Origin of the sequence: Streptomyces sp. NPDC056738, assembly GCF_042790435.1 — a bacterium.
In the GTDB taxonomy this organism is placed as follows: Bacteria; Actinomycetota; Actinomycetes; order Streptomycetales; family Streptomycetaceae; genus Streptomyces.
On sequence record NZ_JBHTZF010000015.1, the window covers coordinates 35497 to 52875 of the forward strand.

General features: G+C 71.3%; 19 protein-coding genes. 7 read left to right on the forward strand and 12 right to left on the reverse strand.

Translation table 11 applies throughout. From position 1 onward, the window contains the following. Positions 1-67: 67 nt before the first annotated feature. Genes ACFRIC_RS33185 through ACFRIC_RS33195 form a run of 3 tightly spaced genes read right to left on the reverse strand, consistent with a single transcriptional unit; the run spans position 68 to position 1398 of the window. Entirely contained in the window at positions 68-238 is a 171-nt protein-coding gene (locus ACFRIC_RS33185) for a hypothetical protein (protein ID WP_382793624.1), read from the reverse strand. After that, on the reverse strand, positions 235-1002 hold the full coding sequence (locus tag ACFRIC_RS33190; protein WP_382793627.1) for an SDR family NAD(P)-dependent oxidoreductase: 768 nt from the start codon (positions 1000-1002) through the stop codon (positions 235-237). The genes ACFRIC_RS33185 and ACFRIC_RS33190 overlap by 4 nt, the downstream gene beginning before the upstream one ends. Positions 1003-1059: 57 nt before the next feature. Then, positions 1060-1398, reverse strand: coding sequence for a YnfA family protein (locus ACFRIC_RS33195; protein WP_365493604.1), 339 nt, complete (start codon positions 1396-1398; stop codon positions 1060-1062). Between the two features lie 564 nt (positions 1399-1962). Between ACFRIC_RS33195 and ACFRIC_RS33200 the strand changes: the two genes are divergently transcribed. Beyond that, the gene (locus ACFRIC_RS33200; protein ID WP_382793629.1) at positions 1963-2466 is read left to right on the forward strand and encodes a MarR family winged helix-turn-helix transcriptional regulator; all 504 of its coding nucleotides are present in this window, start codon (positions 1963-1965) and stop codon (positions 2464-2466) included. Here ACFRIC_RS33200 and ACFRIC_RS33205 read toward each other — a convergent pair. Further along, positions 2439-2852: a winged helix-turn-helix transcriptional regulator gene (locus ACFRIC_RS33205; protein WP_382793632.1), complete on the reverse strand. Its 414-nt coding sequence runs from the start codon at positions 2850-2852 to the stop codon at positions 2439-2441. The genes ACFRIC_RS33200 and ACFRIC_RS33205 overlap by 28 nt on opposite strands. Positions 2853-2974: 122 nt before the next feature. Here ACFRIC_RS33205 and ACFRIC_RS33210 point away from each other — a divergent pair, with 122 nt between their 5' ends. Next, positions 2975-3865, forward strand: a complete 891-nt coding sequence (locus tag ACFRIC_RS33210) for an NADP-dependent oxidoreductase (RefSeq protein ID WP_382793635.1) — start codon at positions 2975-2977, stop codon at positions 3863-3865. A 13-nt stretch (positions 3866-3878) separates the two neighbouring features. On the opposite strand, the gene ACFRIC_RS33215 is transcribed toward ACFRIC_RS33210, so the two are convergent. Then, complete coding sequence (locus tag ACFRIC_RS33215) at positions 3879-5336, reverse strand: MFS transporter (RefSeq protein ID WP_382793638.1); 1458 nt, start codon at positions 5334-5336, stop codon at positions 3879-3881. A 149-nt stretch (positions 5337-5485) separates the two neighbouring features. Here ACFRIC_RS33215 and ACFRIC_RS33220 point away from each other — a divergent pair, with 149 nt between their 5' ends. Next, a complete protein-coding gene (locus ACFRIC_RS33220) occupies positions 5486-6577 on the forward strand; it encodes an LLM class flavin-dependent oxidoreductase (protein WP_382793641.1) in 1092 nt (363 codons plus the stop codon). Next, positions 6574-7272, forward strand: coding sequence for an FMN reductase (locus ACFRIC_RS33225; RefSeq protein ID WP_382793642.1), 699 nt, complete (start codon positions 6574-6576; stop codon positions 7270-7272). The genes ACFRIC_RS33220 and ACFRIC_RS33225 overlap by 4 nt, the downstream gene beginning before the upstream one ends. 143 nt (positions 7273-7415) lie before the next feature. Here ACFRIC_RS33225 and ACFRIC_RS33230 read toward each other — a convergent pair whose 3' ends face one another. The 3 genes from ACFRIC_RS33230 to ACFRIC_RS33240 all read right to left on the reverse strand — a co-directional run bounded on the left by ACFRIC_RS33230 (position 7416) and on the right by ACFRIC_RS33240 (position 11756). Next, on the reverse strand, positions 7416-8909 hold the full coding sequence (locus tag ACFRIC_RS33230) for an ATP-binding protein (protein WP_382793645.1): 1494 nt from the start codon (positions 8907-8909) through the stop codon (positions 7416-7418). Next, a complete protein-coding gene (locus ACFRIC_RS33235; RefSeq protein ID WP_382793648.1) occupies positions 8910-9635 on the reverse strand; it encodes a response regulator transcription factor in 726 nt (241 codons plus the stop codon). Between the two features lie 159 nt (positions 9636-9794). Continuing rightward, positions 9795-11756 carry an amino acid transporter gene (locus ACFRIC_RS33240; protein ID WP_382793651.1) on the reverse strand — a complete coding sequence of 654 codons (1962 nt, stop codon included), beginning with the start codon at positions 11754-11756 and terminating at the stop codon, positions 9795-9797. 491 nt (positions 11757-12247) lie between these two features. On the opposite strand from ACFRIC_RS33240, the gene ACFRIC_RS33245 reads away from it, so the two are divergent. Together ACFRIC_RS33245 and ACFRIC_RS33250 are read left to right on the forward strand one after the other, a co-directional pair. Continuing rightward, the gene (locus ACFRIC_RS33245; protein WP_382793654.1) at positions 12248-13132 is read left to right on the forward strand and encodes a peptidase inhibitor family I36 protein; all 885 of its coding nucleotides are present in this window, start codon (positions 12248-12250) and stop codon (positions 13130-13132) included. A gap of 80 nt (positions 13133-13212) precedes the next feature. After that, positions 13213-13605: a hypothetical protein gene (locus ACFRIC_RS33250; protein WP_382793657.1), complete on the forward strand. Its 393-nt coding sequence runs from the start codon at positions 13213-13215 to the stop codon at positions 13603-13605. Positions 13606-13626: 21 nt separating this feature from the next. On the opposite strand, the gene ACFRIC_RS33255 is transcribed toward ACFRIC_RS33250, so the two are convergent. The 3 genes from ACFRIC_RS33255 to ACFRIC_RS33265 form a co-directional block, all read right to left on the reverse strand. Then, a complete protein-coding gene (locus ACFRIC_RS33255; RefSeq protein ID WP_382793660.1) occupies positions 13627-14325 on the reverse strand; it encodes a class F sortase in 699 nt (232 codons plus the stop codon). Between the two features lie 94 nt (positions 14326-14419). Further along, the gene (locus ACFRIC_RS33260) at positions 14420-14656 is read right to left on the reverse strand and encodes a hypothetical protein (protein ID WP_382793662.1); all 237 of its coding nucleotides are present in this window, start codon (positions 14654-14656) and stop codon (positions 14420-14422) included. A 129-nt stretch (positions 14657-14785) separates the two neighbouring features. Beyond that, positions 14786-15388 carry a hypothetical protein gene (locus ACFRIC_RS33265; protein ID WP_382793665.1) on the reverse strand — a complete coding sequence of 201 codons (603 nt, stop codon included), beginning with the start codon at positions 15386-15388 and terminating at the stop codon, positions 14786-14788. Positions 15389-15848: 460 nt separating this feature from the next. Here ACFRIC_RS33265 and ACFRIC_RS33270 point away from each other — a divergent pair, with 460 nt between their 5' ends. Next, a complete protein-coding gene (locus ACFRIC_RS33270) occupies positions 15849-16586 on the forward strand; it encodes an SDR family NAD(P)-dependent oxidoreductase (RefSeq protein WP_382793668.1) in 738 nt (245 codons plus the stop codon). A 214-nt stretch (positions 16587-16800) separates the two neighbouring features. Here the strand turns inward: ACFRIC_RS33270 and ACFRIC_RS33275 are convergent, their stop codons facing one another. Then, positions 16801-17238 carry a hypothetical protein gene (locus tag ACFRIC_RS33275; RefSeq protein WP_019061278.1) on the reverse strand — a complete coding sequence of 146 codons (438 nt, stop codon included), beginning with the start codon at positions 17236-17238 and terminating at the stop codon, positions 16801-16803. Between the last annotated feature and the right edge of the window lie 141 nt (positions 17239-17379).

The following is a 17379-nucleotide window of genomic DNA, read 5'->3' on the forward strand; positions in this document are numbered from 1 at the left end:
GCCGCGTGGCGTCTGTAGTCCGACTGCCTTGAGGGCCCGAGCCGTTGACGGCTCGGGCCCTTCGCGTTCACTTCGTGCTCAGGACGGCCCAGATCATCACGAAGGCCACGATGTGGATGCCGAAGAGGAAGTACGCGAGGTAGTACCAGACGTACCGTTCGCGCTTCTTCTCCAGGGCCAGGCGGGCCTGTTCGCCGGTCGCGGGCGGCTGGGGCGTGAGTGTCCCGTCCGGTGTCACAGTTCGCGGTGGATCTTCGTGTTCGACGCCTGGGCCCGGGGGCGGACCACGAGGAGGTCGATGTTCACGTGGCTGGGGCGGGTGACCGCCCACGTGATCGTCTCGGCCACGTCGTCGGCGGTCAGGGGCTGGGCCACGCCCGCGTAGACCTTGGCGGCCTTCTCGGTGTCGCCGCCGAAGCGGGTGAGCGCGAACTCCTCCGTCTTGACCATGCCGGGGGCCACCTCGATGACCCGTACCGGCGTGCCGACGATCTCCAGGCGCAGCGTCTCGGCGAGCACGTGCTCGGCGTGCTTGGCGGCCACGTAGCCGCCGCCGCCCTCGTACGTGGCGTGGGCCGCCGTGGAGGACAGGACCACGACCGTGCCGTCGCCGCTGGCGGTGAGCGCGGGGAGGAGGGCCTGGGTGATGTTCAGGGTGCCGATGACGTTCGTCTCGTACATCTGGCGCCACTGGGCCGGGTCGCCCGTCGCGATCGGGTCGGCGCCGAGTGCGCCGCCGGCGTTGTTGACCAGCACGCCGACCGTCTTGAACGCCGTCGCGAACTCGTCGACCGCGGTGCGGTCCGTGACGTCCAGGGCGTACGCGGTGGCCTGGCCGCCCGCCGCGGTGATCTCCTCCGCCAGCGCCTCGATGCGGTCCTTGCGGCGGGCCGTGAGGACGACGCGGTAGCCCTCGGCCGCGAGCTGTCGGGCCGTCGCGGCGCCGATTCCGCTGCTTGCACCGGTGATGACGGCGATACGGGACGCGGCGGCGGGGGTCATACGGCTGCTCCTTGGCGGGTCTGCGTGTCTGCGGTCTCCGGCCAGGATAGGCGGGGGTCAGTTGCCCCCTCGGGGGGCGTACATGATCACGGCGGCTCCGGCCAGGCAGATCAGGGCGCCGGTGATGTCCCAGCGGTCGGGGCGGTAGCCGTCGGCGACGACGCCCCAGGCGAGGGAGCCGGCGACGAAGACTCCGCCGTACGCGGCGAGGACGCGGCCGAACTCGGCGTCCGGCTGGAGGGTGGCGACGAAGCCGTACAGGCCCAGGGTCATCACGCCGGCGCCGATCCAGAGGGCGCCCCGGTGTTCGCGTACGCCTTGCCAGACGAGCCAGGCGCCGCCGATCTCCAGGAGTGCGGCCAGGGCGAAGAGGAGCGCGGAGCGGGCGATCAGCATGGGGACACTGTTTCAGGGCGCGGTTCCCGTCCGGTGGTGGGTCGGGGCCGTGCCGGTGCATCAGCCCGTCGCCGTTGGGTGAGGAGTGACCGTCGGTGGCGACGGCCATTGATGTACCGCCACGTCCCCTCGCGCCGGATCCCGGCTGCGGGTGCGCGATCCAGACGGTTCCAGCAGGATTCAGCCCCGGCCGCTCCAAGCATCCAACCCCGACCGGCCAAAGCCTTCAGCCCAGGCCGGTCCAAGCTTCCAACCCCGGCCGGTCCAAACTTCCAACGCCGGGCGCTCCAAGCTTCCAACGCCGGCCGCTCCAAGCTTTCAGCTCCGACCGGCCAGAGCCTTCAGCTCCGGCCGGCGAAATTTTCAGCCCCTCCGGCGATTGAGGAGCGGGGTCTGGGGCGGAGCCCCAGGTACGGGACGGGTAGGGGCGGAGGGGGCGAGGAAACGCTTGGGGAGCGGTGCCTGACGAGCGGTACTCGTTTCCGGGGTTCCGGGGCTTCCGGGTTTCCGGGGGTGAGGGTCGGGCGGCGTACGATTCTGGCTGGGCTGGTGGAAAGGGGCCGTATGGCCATCGGCGGGGATTCTCGCGAGCGGCTGCTGGGGGAGCTGGCGGTCGTCTCGCGGCGGTACATGGCCTCGTACGCCCTGTTCAACCAGGCCCTCGCCGACCACGTCGGCCTGCACCCGACGGACGTGCAGTGCGTGAACCTGCTCAGCCTGGAGGACGGGCCGGTGACCACCGGGCGGATCGCCGAGATGACGGGGCTGACCACCGGCTCGGCCACGCGTCTGGTGGACCGGCTGGAGAAGGCCGGTTACGTGGTGCGCGAGCGCGACGTGGTCGACCGGCGGAGGGTGCTGGTGGCCACCGTGCCCGAGAAGATCGCCGAGTTCGGGCGCATGTGGGAACGGCTGGGCGCCGGCTGGTACGGCCTGTTCGACGGGCTCGACGACGACGAGGTGGCCCTGATTATCGGGCACATGCGACGCACGGTCGACTTCAGTGCCGAGCAGGTCGCCCGGCTGCGGTCCGGCGACTTTCAGGAAACCTCGGACGAGGCGTCGTAGCGCTCGCGGGCCTCGACGACCTCCTCGATGTGGTGCTCCGCCCAGTCCTTGACGGCGGTGAGCAGGCAGCTCAGGTTCGTGCCCAGCGGCGTGAGTTCGTAGTCGACGCGGACCGGTACGGACGGGGTGACCGTGCGGGACAGGATGCCGTCGCGCTCCAGCGAGCGCAGGGTCTGCGTCAGCATCTTGGGGCTGACTCCGGCGATCTTGCGGCCGAGGTCGCTGTAGCGCATCGGTCCGCCCGCTTGGGCGAGCGCGCTCACGATCAGGCTGACCCACTTGTCGCTGATGCGGTCCAGGAGCTGGTTGGTGGGGCAGCTCTTGAGGAACGCGTCGTACTCGACGCGGGCCTGGTGGCGCCGCTCGGCCGCCGTCGTGGTCGCCATGACTCACCTCCGGGTGACGTACGCACCTTCAGGTGCCTACTTACCAATGGATAGTAGCTCTTCCTAGGGTTGTTGTGGCGGGTGAGAGACCCGCGGATGACCTACAGATGGGGTGAGTCGGGATGCGTGCAGCGGTTGTGACGTCGTTCGGTGGTCCGGAAGCCGTCGAGATCGTCGAGGTCGCCCTGCCGGAGCCGGGGGCCCGCCAGGTGCGGATCAAGGTGGCGGCCGCCGGCGTCAATCCGGTGGACGCCGGAGTGCGCGCCGGTGTCTTCGGGGGCGCCGGGAAGCGGCTGGGGCTCGGCTGGGACGTCGCGGGTGTGGTGGAGGCGGTCGGGGTCGCCTCGGGGTGGAACGTGGGCGACGAGGTGGTGGCGCTGGCCTACGGGACCGCCAAGCACCTCGGTACGCACGCCGACCTTGTGGTCGTCGACGCGGACGCGGTGGCCGTGGCTCCCCGCTCGGTCGACGCGGCGCACGCGGCGAGTCTGCCGCTCAACGCGCTGACCGCGGCCCAGGCCCTGGACGGGCTGGGCCTGGAGCCGGGGCGGCGTCTGCTGGTCACCGGGGCCGCGGGCGCGGTCGGCGGATACGCCGTGCAGCTCGCCGCCCGGCTCGGGGTGAGCGTGACCGCTCTGGCCCGCGAGGGCGACGAGGAGCTCGTACGGTCCCTGGGGGCGGACGAGTTCGTGTCGGACGGGGTGGCCCCGCGGAGCGTGGACGCCGTGCTGGACGCGGCCATCCTGGGCGCGGACGCCCTGGAGTGGGTGCGGGACGGGGGTGCCTTCATGGGGGTCATCCCGGGGGCCCACCCGGCGTCCGTGCGCGGGGTGCGGACCGGTGCCGTGGAGGTCGCCGCCGACGGGGCCCGGCTCGCGGAGCTGGTGGCGCTCGTCGACGCGGGCGCGCTGACGACCCGGGTGGCCGGGACGTACGCCCTCGACGAGGCGGTCAAGGCCCACGCGCGGCTCGCCGAGGGCGGACTGCGCGGCCGGCTGGTGCTGGTGCCCTAGCCCCGGTGGAGGGTCAGTGGTGCTGCTCCGGGGCCTTGAGGGGGAGCAGGCGTACGAGGGGACAGCACAGGAGCGTGACGGCGGCCACGACGGTGAGGCTCACGGTGGTGGCGTGGGTCCCGCCGCCGTCGGTCCGGAAGTAGACGGTGGTGACGGCGGCGGCTCCGAGGGCGTTGGCGAGCTGCTGGACCGCGCCGAGCGAGCCGCCCGCGCTGCCGGCCTCGGCGGGCTCGATGTCCCCGATGGTGACGTCGTAGAGCGAGCCGAAGCAGGCGCCCATGCCGAGTCCGATCACCAGCAGCGGGGGGACCAGGGCCCATCCCGCGGTGTGCGTGCCGGAGACGGTGACCAGGGCGAGGAGGTGGGCCGTTCCGGCGAGGGTGACCAGGAAGCCGATGAGGACGAGGCGGCGGCCCAGGCGGGCGATCAGCCGGTAGCAGGCGATCGAGGCGATGACGATGCCCGCGGACAGGGGCGTGAGGGCGAGCGCGGCGGCCGCGGGGGAGCGGCCGAGGCCCTGCTGGAGGAAGAGGGAGACGACGTAGAGGAGGCCGGCGACCGCGGCGAAGAAGACGACGCCGATGAGCAGTCCCGAGGTGAAGCCGCGGTTGTGCAGGAGGGAGGGCTTGATCAGGGGGCTGGGCGCGGTGCGCTGGCGGTGGCAGAACCCCGCGAAGAGCCCGAGGCCGGCGAGCAGGAGCAGGCCGGGGAGTAGGCCCCAGCCGTGGGCCGAGCCTTCGATGAGGCCGGTGAGCAGGGCGAGCATGGTGGCGCCCAGGAGGGCGGAGCCGGGGATGTCGACGGTGGTCGCGCGGTCGCCGGTGTCGCGGGGGAGCAGGCGGGCGGCGGCGAGGAGCGCGGCGCCGCCGAGGACGAGGTTGACGAGGAACATCGGGCGCCAGCCGAGGCCGGCGAGGTCGGCGTCGATCAGAAGGCCGGCGAGGACCGGGCCGCCGACGGCCGAGAGGCCCATCACCGGTCCGAACAGGCTGTAGGCCTTGCCGATCTGGTCCCGGGGCCAGGTCGCGCCGAGGATGCCGAAGCCCTGCGGGATGACGAGCGCGCCGAACGCGCCCTGGACGAGACGGGCGGCGACGAGGGTTCCGGGCGTCGGCGCGAGGCCGCAGGCGAGTGAGGCGGCGGTGAAGCCCGCGAGTCCGGTCAGGAAGAGCCGGCGGCGGCCGTACTTGTCGCCGAGCCGCCCGCCGAGGACGAGCAGGACCCCGAGCGCGAGGGCGTACGAGGCGCCGAGCCACTGGATGAGGGCGGTGCCGCCGCCGAGGTCGTGGGCGATGGTCGGGGCGGCGATGTTGGTGATGGTGCCGTCGAGGAGGTCCAGGACGTCGGCGGCGAGGACGACGCCGAGGATCGCCCAGCGGATGCGGGAGGGAGGGTGTCCTGAGGATTGTCCGGAGGGCTGGCCGGAGGGCTGTCCGGAGGATTCGTTTGTGTCGTGCAGTATCTGTGTCACGCAGATAAATGTGGGGCATGGGTCGCGGTGCGGTCAAGTGGATAGTGGGCGGCGGTCCGTCGGATGCGAGAGGGGTGGCGGAATACCTGGGGAGGGGTGGTGGTTCGTGGGTATAGTTGAACAATCAACAAGATGGAGGGTGAGCCACCATGCAGTTCGGGATCTTCAGCGTCGGCGATGTGACACCGGACCCCACCACGGGCCGGGAGCCGAGCGAGCGCGAGCGGATCAAGGCCATGGTCGCCATCGCGCTGAAGGCCGAGGAGGTCGGCCTCGACGTCTTCGCCACCGGTGAGCACCACAACCCGCCGTTCGTGCCCTCGTCACCGACGACGATGCTCGGCTACATCGCGGCGAAGACCGAGAAGCTGGTGCTGTCCACCTCCACCACCCTCATCACCACCAACGACCCGGTGAAGATCGCCGAGGACTACGCGATGCTCCAGCACCTCGCGGACGGCCGGGTCGACCTGATGATGGGCCGCGGCAACACCGGGCCGGTCTATCCCTGGTTCGGGCAGGACATCCGGCAGGGCATCAACCTCGCCGTCGAGAACTACGCGCTGCTGCACCGGCTGTGGCGCGAGGACGTGGTGACCTGGGAGGGCAAGTTCCGTACGCCGCTCCAGTCGTTCACCTCGACCCCGCGTCCGCTGGACGACGTGCCGCCGTTCGTGTGGCACGGCTCCATCCGCTCGCCCGAGATCGCCGAACAGGCCGCGTACTACGGCGACGGCTTCTTCCACAACAACATCTTCTGGCCCGCCGACCACACCAAGCGGATGGTCGAGCTGTACCGCGAGCGGTACGCGCACTACGGGCACGGCACGGCCGAGCAGGCCATCGTCGGCCTCGGCGGCCAGGTGTTCATGCGGCCCAACTCCCAGGACGCCGTACGGGAGTTCCGTCCGTACTTCGACAACGCGCCGGTCTACGGGCACGGGCCCTCCCTGGAGGACTTCACCGAGCAGACACCGCTGACCGTCGGCTCGCCGCAGCAGGTCATCGAGAAGACGCTGGCCTTCCGCGAGTACGCCGGTGACTACCAGCGTCAGCTCTTCCTGATGGACCACGCCGGGCTGCCGCTCAAGACCGTCCTGGAGCAGCTCGACCTGCTCGGCGAACAGGTCGTGCCGGTGCTGCGCGAGGAGTTCGCCAAGAACCGTCCGGCCGACGTGCCGGACGCGCCGACCCACGCGGCCCGGGTGGCCGCGGCCAAGGAAGAGGTGAGCCGCGCATGAAGCTCGTCGTCGTCTCGGCGGGGCTGAGTGTTCCGTCGTCCACGCGGCTGCTGGCCGACCGGCTGGCGGCCGCGACCGCCGGCCGGGTGTCCGGCGGGGTGGATCTGCGGGTCGTCGAACTGCGCGACCTCGCCGTCGAGATCGCCCACAACTTCACCAACGGGTTTCCGGGGCGGGCGTTGTCCGCCGCGATCGACGACGTGACCTCCGCGGACGGCCTGATCGTCGTCACCCCCGTCTTCTCGGCTTCGTACAGCGGGCTGTTCAAGTCGTTCTTCGACGTGCTCGACAAGGACGTGTTGGCGGGCAAGCCGGTGTTGATCGGGGCGACCGGGGGGACCGGGCGGCACTCGCTCGTCCTCGAGCACGCGCTGCGGCCGTTGTTCGCCTATCTGCGGGCCGTGGTCGTGCCGACCGGGGTGTACGCGGCTTCGGAGGACTGGGGGGTGGAGGGGTTGGCCGAGCGGGTCGAGAGGGCCGGGGGTGAGCTGGCCGGTCTGATGACGGCCCTGTCCGGCGCGGCGCCCGGCCCGACGGTGTCGGCTCCCTCGGCCTCGGCCGAGCCCGGGCCCGGCGCCACCGTCCCCGCCCAGTCCTCGCCCGCCGAGTCCTCGCCCACCCAGCCCTTGTCCGGCCGGGCGGACGGGTTCCACGTGGTCCCGTTCGCGGAACAGCTCGCCGCGCTTCGGCCGTAGCGGGTTTTCTCGCCCCCTCCGCCCCTACCCGTCCCGTACCCGGGGGCGCTGCCCCCGGACCCCCGCTCCTCAAACGCCGGAGGGGCTGGATCCTGCCGGCCGGGGCTGAAAATTTCGCCGGCCGGACCCGGGGCCCGGGCCGGTCAGTCGGGTGCCTCGGTGGCTTCCACCGTGAAGCCGATCACCGTGCCGCCGCCCTTGCGGGGGTGGGCGAACGGGGTGCCGCCGTGGGCCGTGGAGACCTCGCGGACGATCGACAGGCCGAGACCCGAGCCGGGCAGGCTGCGGGCGTCGGCGGTTCGGTAGAAGCGGTCGAAGACCCGCACGAGGTCGTCGTCACCGATGCCGGGCCCCCGGTCGAGCACCTCGACCCGCACCTGTCGGTGACGGCCCCCGCCGGAACCCGAGGAACCCGGGGAACCCCCGGGCCCCGCGAAGCCGGCCGGGTTCGCCGGGCCCGCGGAGGCCGGCCCCGTCACCTCGACCTCGATCGGTTCCGTTCCCGCCCGGTCGAACTTGGTGGCGTTCTCCACCAGGTTGGAGACGGCGCGCTGCAGGGCGGTCGGCCGGCCGTCGACCGCCGTGTCGCCGGTGGCCCGGACGGTGATGTCCCGCCCGGTGCGCCGCCGCGCGACGACCGCCACGTCCTCGGCGAGTTCGGCGAGGTCGAGCCGCCGCACCGGCTCGGTGTCCGACTGCCCGGCCGCGAGGGCGACCAGCTCGTTGACCAGGTCGGTCAGCTCCCGGGACTCCAGCGCCAGATCGGCGACGAGTTCCTCACGCGCGTCGGGCGGCAGTTCGTCGATCCGGCGGAGCATCGAGATGTTCGTCCGCAGGGAGGTCAGCGGCGTACGGAGTTCGTGCCCCGCGTCCTGCACCAGGCGCCGCTGGTCCTCCTCGGACTGGGCGAGCCGGCCGAGCATCCGGTCGAAGGAGCGTCCGAGCCGGGCCACTTCGTCGTATCCGGTGACCGGCACCTGGATGCCGAGCCGACCGGTGCGCGCCACGTCCTCGGCGGCCCCCGCCAGCCGCACCAGGCGCCGGGTGATGCGCCGGGCCAGCCACCAGCCGAACAGCCCCGCGGCGATCACGACGGCCCCGACGAGCAGGACGGTCCGCTGCTGGAGTTCCCGGAGCAGATCCTCGGTGTCGCTGAACTGCTGGGCGACCTGCACGGCCCCGCGTCCGCCGCCGAGCGAGACGGTCGCGATGCGGTAGCGGTCCCCGGCGACGTAGACGTCCTTGTGCTCCACGAGCCCGCCCGCGCTGGAGTGGTCGGCGACGACGCGGTCGCGGCCGTCCACGGGCAGCGGCGGAACACCGTGGTCGACGATCACGCCCTTCGGTCCGAGCACTTGGACGTCGGTGCGGCTGGGCCGGATGATGTCGTCGAGAGGCCCGTCGTGGTCCGGGTCCGAGGACGCGAAGTCGCTGGTGTGCAGGGGATGTTCACGGACCTGGTCGCGCAGGTCCTGCACGACCTCGGCGAAGACGGTCTGCTGGTCGACCCGCACCAGCCGCGCGGCGGCGTCGTAGCTCAGGAAGCCGACGAGGACCGTGACGGCGGCGGCGACGGCCGCGAAGGACACGGTGAAGGTGGCCCGCAGCGAGGACACCTGCCGCAGCCGTCTTCGCACTCAGTCCTCCCTCAGGACGTACCCCACGCCCCGCACGGTGTGGATCAGCGCCGGAGCGCCCGGCTCGTCGAGCTTGCGCCGCAGGTAGCCGACGTACACGGCGAGGTTCTTGGAGCCGGGGCCGAAGTCGTAGCCCCAGATCCGGTCGTAGATGGTGGAGTGGTCGAGGACGATGCCCGCGTTGCGGACGAGCAGTTCGAGGAGTTCGAACTCGGTGCGGGTCAGTTCCAGCTCGCGCCGGCCGCGCCAGGCCCGGCGGGCCTGGATGTCCATGCGCAGCCCGGCGGCGGAGATCTGCGCCCCGGAGGTCTGGGGTTCGCGGGGAGCGGGTGCGGGTGCGTCCTCGTCGAAGGAGCCGTTCCCGGTGCGGCGCAGGAGGGCGCGGAGCCGGGCGAAGACCTCCTCGACGTCGAACGGCTTGACGACGTAGTCGTCGGCACCGGCGTCGAGGCCGGCGATGCGGTCGGCGGTCTCGACGAGCGCGGTGAGCATCAGGATCGGGGTGCGGTCGCCCTCGGCGCGCAGCACGCGGCACACCTGGAGGCCGTCGATGCCGGGCATCATGACGTCGAGGACCAGGACGTCCGGTGGGGTGCGGTGGGCCTGGGCCAGCGCTTCCACGCCGTCGGCGACGGCGGTCACCGCGTAGCCCTCCAGGGTCAGTGCCCTCTCCAGGGCATGGCGGATGGCGCGGTCGTCCTCGGCGAGCAGTACGTTCTGGGGCACTCGACCAGTCTGCCAAGCCCGCGGCGGCGTGCGACCTGGTGAGCGGCTCCGCGACGGACCTTCTTACCGGCCTCTCACTCGTTTCCGGTGTGTCGGACGTGCCCGGAAAGGTCCGGACCCTGAGGTCCGGACCCGTACGTCAGGATCTCACCGGAGGCGTCAGCCGACGTGCACCCGTGGCCGGCGCGCCCGGTCGGGTTCGGCCTCGCGCAGGACCTCCCGGGTGACGGGGGCGACCTCGCCCTGGCCGAAGAGGAAGAAGCGCAGGAAGTTGGTGAAGGGGCTGCCCTCGGTCCACTCGAAGTAGACGTGCGGGATGCCGCCGGTGCTGTCGCGCACGTAGAGCAGCAGGGCGGCGAGGGCGTTGGGGATGGAGGCGGATTCCAGGGTGAGGACGCGGTAGCGGCCGTGCAGGACCTCGCCGCGTACGTTCATGACGGACTCGAACTCCGAGGGGTCACGGACGGTGACCTCCAGGAAGACGAAGTCCTCCTGGGGCGGGAGGTCGTGGTCGGCGCGGATCTGCTCGATCTTCTCGCGGTACTCGGTCATGTCGCGCTTGTCGGGCTCGTTGGCGACGAACCGTATCCGCCGGCTCGCGATGTCCCGTACGAACCGCTCGGCCATGTCGTCCAGGGTCACGCTGGTGACCCGCAGCTCGAAGGCGCGGGCGAGCCGGGAGAGGAAGGAGACGAGCATGATGCCGGCGATGAAGCAGGCGCCGATCTTCACACCGTCGGGGCGCTCGATGATGTTGACGACGGTCGTGTAGAGGAAGACGACCGAGATGACCGCGAAGGCGATGGTCCAGTGCTTCTGGCGGGCCTTGCGGGCGGCGATGGTGACGGCGATGGCGGCGGAGCTGATCAGGACGAGGACACCGGTGGCGTACGCGCCGCCCTGGGCGTCGACGTCGGCGTCGAAGATCCAGGTGACCAGGAACGCGACCAGGGTGAAGACGATCACCATGGGGCGGACGGCGCGGGCCCAGTGCGGGGCCATGCCGTAGCGCGGGAGGTAGCGCGGCATGAGGTTGAGCAGTCCGGCCATGGCGGAGGCTCCGGCGAACCACAGGATGCAGATGGTGGAGACGTCGTAGACCGTGCCGAAGGCGTTGCCGAGGTATTCGTGGGCCAGGTAGGCGAGGGCGCGGCCGTTGGCCTGGCCGCCCGGCTCGAACTCCTTCTCCGGGATCAGCACGGTGGTGATGAAGCTGGTGACGATGAGGAAGACGCTCATGATCACGGCGGCGGTGGTCAGGAGCTTCTTGGCGCCGCGGATCCGTCCGGCGGGCTTCTCCTCGGTGTCGGCCGGGTCGCCCTCGACGTGCGGCATGACCGCGACTCCGGTCTCGAAGCCGGACAGGCCGAGCGCGAGTTTCGGGAAGACCAGCAGGGACACCCCGATCATGGCGAGGACGTTGCCGTGTTCGGCGGTCAGGGCCGTGGTCCAGTCGGTGACGAGGTGCTCGTGGGTGATGACCTCCCAGACACCGGACACGGCGACCACGACGTTGAGTCCGAGGTAGATGCCCACCAGGACGACGGCGACGCCGATCGCCTCCAGGAAGCCCTTGAGGAAGACCGCGCCGAGCAGGGCCACCAGGAACAGGGTGATCACCATCTGCTTGTCGTGCAGGGCGCTGTTCAGGTGGGGGTTCTCCACCAGGTGGGTGGAGGCGTCGGCCGCCGAGAGGGTGATGGTGATCAGGAAGTCGGTGGCGGCGAAGCCGAGCAGGGTGAGGACGAACAGCTTGCCCTTCCAGAAGGAGAGCAGGCGTTCCAGCATCGCGATGGAGCCCTCGCCGTGCGGGCTCTCCTCCGCGACCCGGCGGTAGACGGGCAGGGCGCCCGCGAGGGTGACGATGACGAGCACGATGGTCGCCACGGGGGACAGCAGTCCGGCCGCGAGGGCGGCGATGCCGGGCTGGTAGCCGAGGGTGGAGAAGTAGTCGACACCGGTCAGGCACATGACGCGCCACCAGCGCTGCCCCTTGTGGACGGGCGCGGGTTCGGCGGCCTGGGTCGGGAGCCGGCGGCCCTTGCTCTTGCCCATGTCGGACAGGCCTTCCAGCATCCACGCCCGCAAGCGGCTCGGTGGGGCGGGCTCGGTGCTGGCCATCGATGACTCTCCTGTACGTACGTCTCGTCGAACGGTTCCGGCCATCGAGGAGACGGCGCCCATCAGCGTATGCAGAGAGTGATCCCCGGGCCCGAGCGTCCAGGGGCCTCAGGCGTCAAGCTTGCGTTAAGACCGGCCGGTCGCGCATCACGGGAGCGCCAAGGGGGCGGTGTTCGTCGCCCGTTCAGGTGTAGGTCGGCCCGAGGTCCCGCCGGCTCGGGGTCCGGTCGGTCGTGCCCTTATCGGAGCTGCGCTCCGGGGGTCGGTCGTCGGGCGGCCCCGCCCCGCAGGGTGACGGTCCGGTGACCCAACTCACAGACTCTCACGGTGACCTGACGGCGCGTCGGTCCGTCTTGCGTGGGTGGGCGGAGGGTCGGCGCGGCTGCCGGGTGGATGTCCGGTGGGGGCGTGAATGTCCCGAGTGAGGATGATCACTCGATTTTGTGCCCTTTTCTGGAAAAGCGTCATGTTCATGACCATATAGTCGGCGCATGCATAAAATGATCTATGTCGGGATAGCCGCCGTGACCGCGGCTCTCGTCTCCACGCCGGCCACCGCCGGCACTCTCGGCCACGGCATCGCGCCGTCCGCCGGGAAGAAGCCGGTGTCCGGCCTGCTGACCCCGGGTGAGGAAACCCGGCTGCACGAGGCCGTCGCCACGGACGACGAGACGCGCGGGGGCGTTGTCGCCGACTACAACGGAAAGAAGATCAACCTTGCCGAGGGCTGGCAGGGCGCTCAGGTCTGCGGGGAGGACCCGGACACGGGCGAGGCCAAGTGCTGGGACTCCGTCGAGGACTCCAACCGCGACGCGGCCGGTTCGGCGCACGCCTCGCTGAGCGCGAGCGGTAAGAAGACCGCGCAGGGCAAGAAGACGGCGACGGCCGCCGCGGCCCGTACCACTGCTCCGGCCGCCGCCCCGGCCGACGGTGACACCGGCGGCGACACGGGGGGCGACGACTACACCGACGACGCCACCGGCGACGGCGGCAGCACCACGGCGACCCCCGACCAGCCGGAGCCGGCAGGTCCCGGCTCGGGCATCATCTCCAAGCTGTACACGGCCTGCCCGGCGGGCAACGTGTGCCTCTGGGCGGACGCCGGCTACAAGGGCCGCATGCTGAAGTTCCCGACCCACGACACCGCCAAGACCCGGCACCTGTCCGAGTGGGGCTTCCGGGACCAGACGTCGAGCGCGTACGTCAACCGCCCGCAGCGCGGTGTCGAGTGCTACGACATCCGCACCGGAATGCCGGACCCGCACCTGTTCCTGGGCGCCGGGTACTCGCTCTACAAGAACTTCAAGAGCTACGGCTACCCCTGGATCTCGGGTGGCGGCAACTGGAACGACAAGGTCGACGCCATCAAGTACTGACCTGACCCGACGACCCATCTCTGACGGACGGCGGGGGCCCGACCGGGCCCCCGCCGTCTCCCCCCGACAAGGAGACGATCGTGATCATCCGCCGTGCCGCCGCCTTCCTGGCCCTTCCCGTCCTCGCCGTGTCCCTGCTGGCCACGGCCTGCACCAGCGAGGCCCCCAAGGAGTCGGCGATCCCCGAGAAGTTCCCCGCGACCGGTGACAGCGCGGACATGAAGTCCAACGCGAAGGCGCTGCGCGACTACGGCAAGGACCACAGCCTCGTGCGGGTCACCGACGACGTCGAGCGCATCCAGGAACGTACCGACGGCCACGCCCTGATCTCCACCGACATCGGGTCCGAGGACGACGCGATCGGCAAGGCCGAGAAGGTCGCCGCGGCCTACCGCGCCTACGCGAAGGGCGCGGGCAAGGAGGTCTCGGTGACCGTCTACAACGTCTACGGCGACTCGCTCGTGACGCGCTAGCCGCATGGCTCGCTCGCCCGGTCAGACGAGGTGGGCGAAGACCACCAGGTTGTCGGTGTAGTCCTTGACGGAGCGGTCGTAGGTGCCGGCGCAGGTGATGAGGCGGACCTCGGCGTCGGGGGTGTCGGCGTACACCTTGTCGTCGGGGAAGGCGTCCTTCGCGTAGGTCTCCGCGCTGTCGACCACGAAGGACGCCGTCCGTCCGTCGGACCGCTCGACGCTGAACCTGTCGCCCTTCTTCAGGTCTCCGAGACCGGCGAACACGGCGGCGGAGGTCTTCGTGTCGACGTGCCCGGCGATGATCGCCGTCCCCACCTCGCCGGGGGAGACGCCCTTGGCGTACCAGCCCACCAGGTTCGTGTCGTCCGGGGGCGGAGGCTGGAGCTTGCCCGAGGCGTCGAGGGCGAGTTCGGTGAAGGGCGCGTTCACCGAGATCTTCGGGATGCGCAGCCGGGTCGGCTCGGCGCGCGGGAGATGCTTCGCGGCCGGGCGGTCGTTCGAGGGGGAGGCCGAGGACGCGGGCGCGTGCGAGTGGGCGGGGGCCGCGGCGGCGGGGGTGGTGGGGGAGGGGCCGGACGACTCGTCCTGGCGGTGGAGCACGTTCGTGGTCAGCAGGACCGCGATACCGGCGCACCACACGACCCACGTCGCACGGCGCCGGAAGGTCCGCTGAGGGGACGGGTTCGGGTTCTTGGCGGGAGAGGACAACCGGGCTGCCATCGGGCACCACCTCTTCGGGTCGGGGCAGCGGAGCACTGGGCGGAAGGGGCGGGGACAGCGGGACGGGGGACAGAAGCAAGATCAGCAAGGACGTTCAGACGGTCACCGGGCGAAGGACCGGCAACACGCGCAACGCAAGCAGGACCAGCGATACATGCAACGCAAGCAGGACCGGCGGCACGTGCAACGCAAGCAGGACGGGCGACGCGTGCAACGCAAGCAGGACCGGCGACACGTGCAACGCAAGCAGGACGGGCGACACGTGCAACGCAAGCAGGACGGGCGACACGTGCAACGCAAGCAGGACCGGCTGGATCGACCAGACCGGCACCGGAGGCAGGAGCGGGAAGCGGGACAGGGGACGGCGAAGCGGCGGGAGCCGCGGAAGCCGGTGGAGGGACCGGCCGGGCCGCCACGGGGTGAGGGGCGGCGGCCCGGACCGCTATGTCGTCAGGCATGGTCAGGCCACACCACCCTGGCTGCTCCTACGACGCAGCATGTACACGCCCGCGGCCGCGAGACCCAGGACGCCCACTCCGCCGGCCGTGACGCCCGACGACGTGGCGAGACCGCCACCACCGGTGTGCATGCCGCCGTGCGGCCTGTCCTCGGACTCCTTGCTGCCCGAGTCCCACGAGCCCTTGCTGCTCGAGTCCCAGGAGCCCGAGCCCTTCTCGGTCCCGGAGCTCCAGGAGCCGCTGCTGTCGGAGCTCGAGGAGTCCTTGTCCTTGTAGGTCTCCGGGTCGTACTTCTTGTCACCCTTCGAGGAGTCGTCCGTCTTGACGGACATCAGGGCGCCGCCGCCGGTGTGCACTCCGCCTTCCGGCTTCTCGTGGTGCCAGCTCGGCTTGCCGTGGTCGCTTTCGTCCTTGCCGTGGTCCGAGCCGTAGCCGGAGTCTTCGTGCTCCTTGCCGTAGCCGGAGTCCTCCTTGCTGGAAGAAGAAGAGGAAGAGGAGTCGCTGTGGTCCCAGTCGCCGGTCGCGGCGGCGTAGGCGCCGGGGGCGCCGATCGCGAGGGCGGCGGTGGCCGTCGCGGCGGCCAGGATCATGCGGGCAGATCGCATTTGTCGGAGTCCTTCCGTCAGAACCAGGTAGCTGACCTGTTGTCAGCAGCCGAAAACCCGGTGCGACGTGATCCACCGTCAATCCGAAGTGCGCGGCGCACCACCCGGGGAGCTCGCACGGCCCAGGGCGAGGACTCCGTCCGGCGGTGGCCCTGGCGCCCACCCGCCGCCGACCCGACGGCTCTGACCTGCCGATTTGCCGGGCCGGACCCGCGTGGGGTCGCCGTCAGCGGTGCTTCACGCATGACCCGATCGGCGGCGACACGTCTGCTGCGCCCGGATGGGCCGTGCGGGGCCCTCACCGTCAGATCCCGTTGCCCTCAAGGCTCTTGTCTTGGTGCGGCCATGGGGGATCCATGGGCGAGTCATGTCCTGGGGCGCCCGGCCGAGGGCGTGGGAGAAGCGGGACCGGCACCCTCCGCCGCCACACTGGTGGTCCAGATCGCGAAGAGGGGTGATCATGCCGAACGGGCGGAGGATCACGGTGGTGACCGGCGGCAGCCGCGGGATCGGGGCCGCGGTCTGCCGACGGCTGGCCCTGGAGGGCCATGACGTCGTCGTCGGCTACCGGTCCGACCACGCGGCCGCGCGGAAGGTGGCGGAGGCCGTCACGGACGCGGGCCGGCGCTGTCTTGCGGTGGCCGTCGACACCTCCGACCCCGCGGCGGTCGACGGGCTCTTCGACGCGGCGGGCGCCGAACTCGGACCGGTCACCGGGCTGGTGAACAACGCGGGCGTCAGCGGGCCCAACGGACCGCTGGCCGACGCCGACCCCGAGGGCATGCGGGACGCCCTCGCGGTGAACGTCCTCGGCTATCTGCTCTGCGCCCGCCGTGCCGTACGGGAGATGGCCGCGTCCGGCGGGGGCGCGATCGTCAACATCTCGTCGGCCGCGGCCACGCTCGGGAGTCCGGGGCAGTACGTCCACTACGCGGCGGCGAAGGCGGCCGTCGACGCCCTGACCGTGGGCCTGTCCAAGGAGGTGGCGGCCGACGGAATCCGGGTGAACGGTGTCGCCCCGGGCACGGTCTGGACCGACTTCCACGAGGACCCGCAGCGTCCGGCCCGGGTGGCCGCGGTCGTCCCCATGGGCCGGGCCGGCCGACCCGAGGAGATCTCCGGCGCGGTGGCCTGGCTCCTGTCGGACGACGCCTCGTACACGACGGGGGCGGTCCTGCGGGTCGCGGGAGGCCTGTAGCCGACGGCCTCCGGAGATTCCGCGACCGGGCCGTCGGTCCCGGGAGCCCCGGGCTGCGAGCCGGCCGTCTCCGACGGTTTCGGGCGGCGGTCGGGCGCGCTCCGGTGGTCCGTGCCGCGTGCCGGTGATCGTCCGGCACGGTCGGCGGCGATCGTCCCCCGGCATGGGAAAGGCGGGGTCCGGAAACCCCGCCCGCTGCCTCAGAGCCCCGGGATCAGGGCCACACCAGGCAGTACGGCTGGTGCCCCGCCTCGTGCAGGCGGTGGGAGAAGTCCTGCCACTCGTGCAGGAGCTGGTAGACGTTGAACGCGTCGCGCGGGCCGCCGCGGTCGGGGACGGTGGACCAGATGAAGGCGGCCGCGCCCACGGCCTCCTCGCCTATCCCGCGCAGCGGGTCGACGACGGTCATCGGGAGTTTCACCACGGCGTAGTCGGGGTGCAGGACGACGAGCTCCAGCGGCGGCACCTTGTTCAGGGGGACGCCTTCTATGCCGGTGAGGACCATCGCGGCCATCGTCTCCGGCTTGATCTTGGTGAACATGCCGTTCATGCCGAGTTCGTCGCCGCCGAGTTCCTCGGGGCGCATCGAGATCGGGACCCTGGCGGCCGTCGCGCCGTCCGGCGCGCCGAAATATTTGTACGTCACCCCCACTCGGCCACCATTCCCGCTCTCCGCCCGCAGTCGTTCGACCGCGCGATCGATCCGCTCGTCGGGGTCACCCTGCGAGCCCTGTACGTGACCGGCTCTTCCGGCCGCCGCTTCCTCCGCCTCACGCCGGTGTTTCCCCCGCCG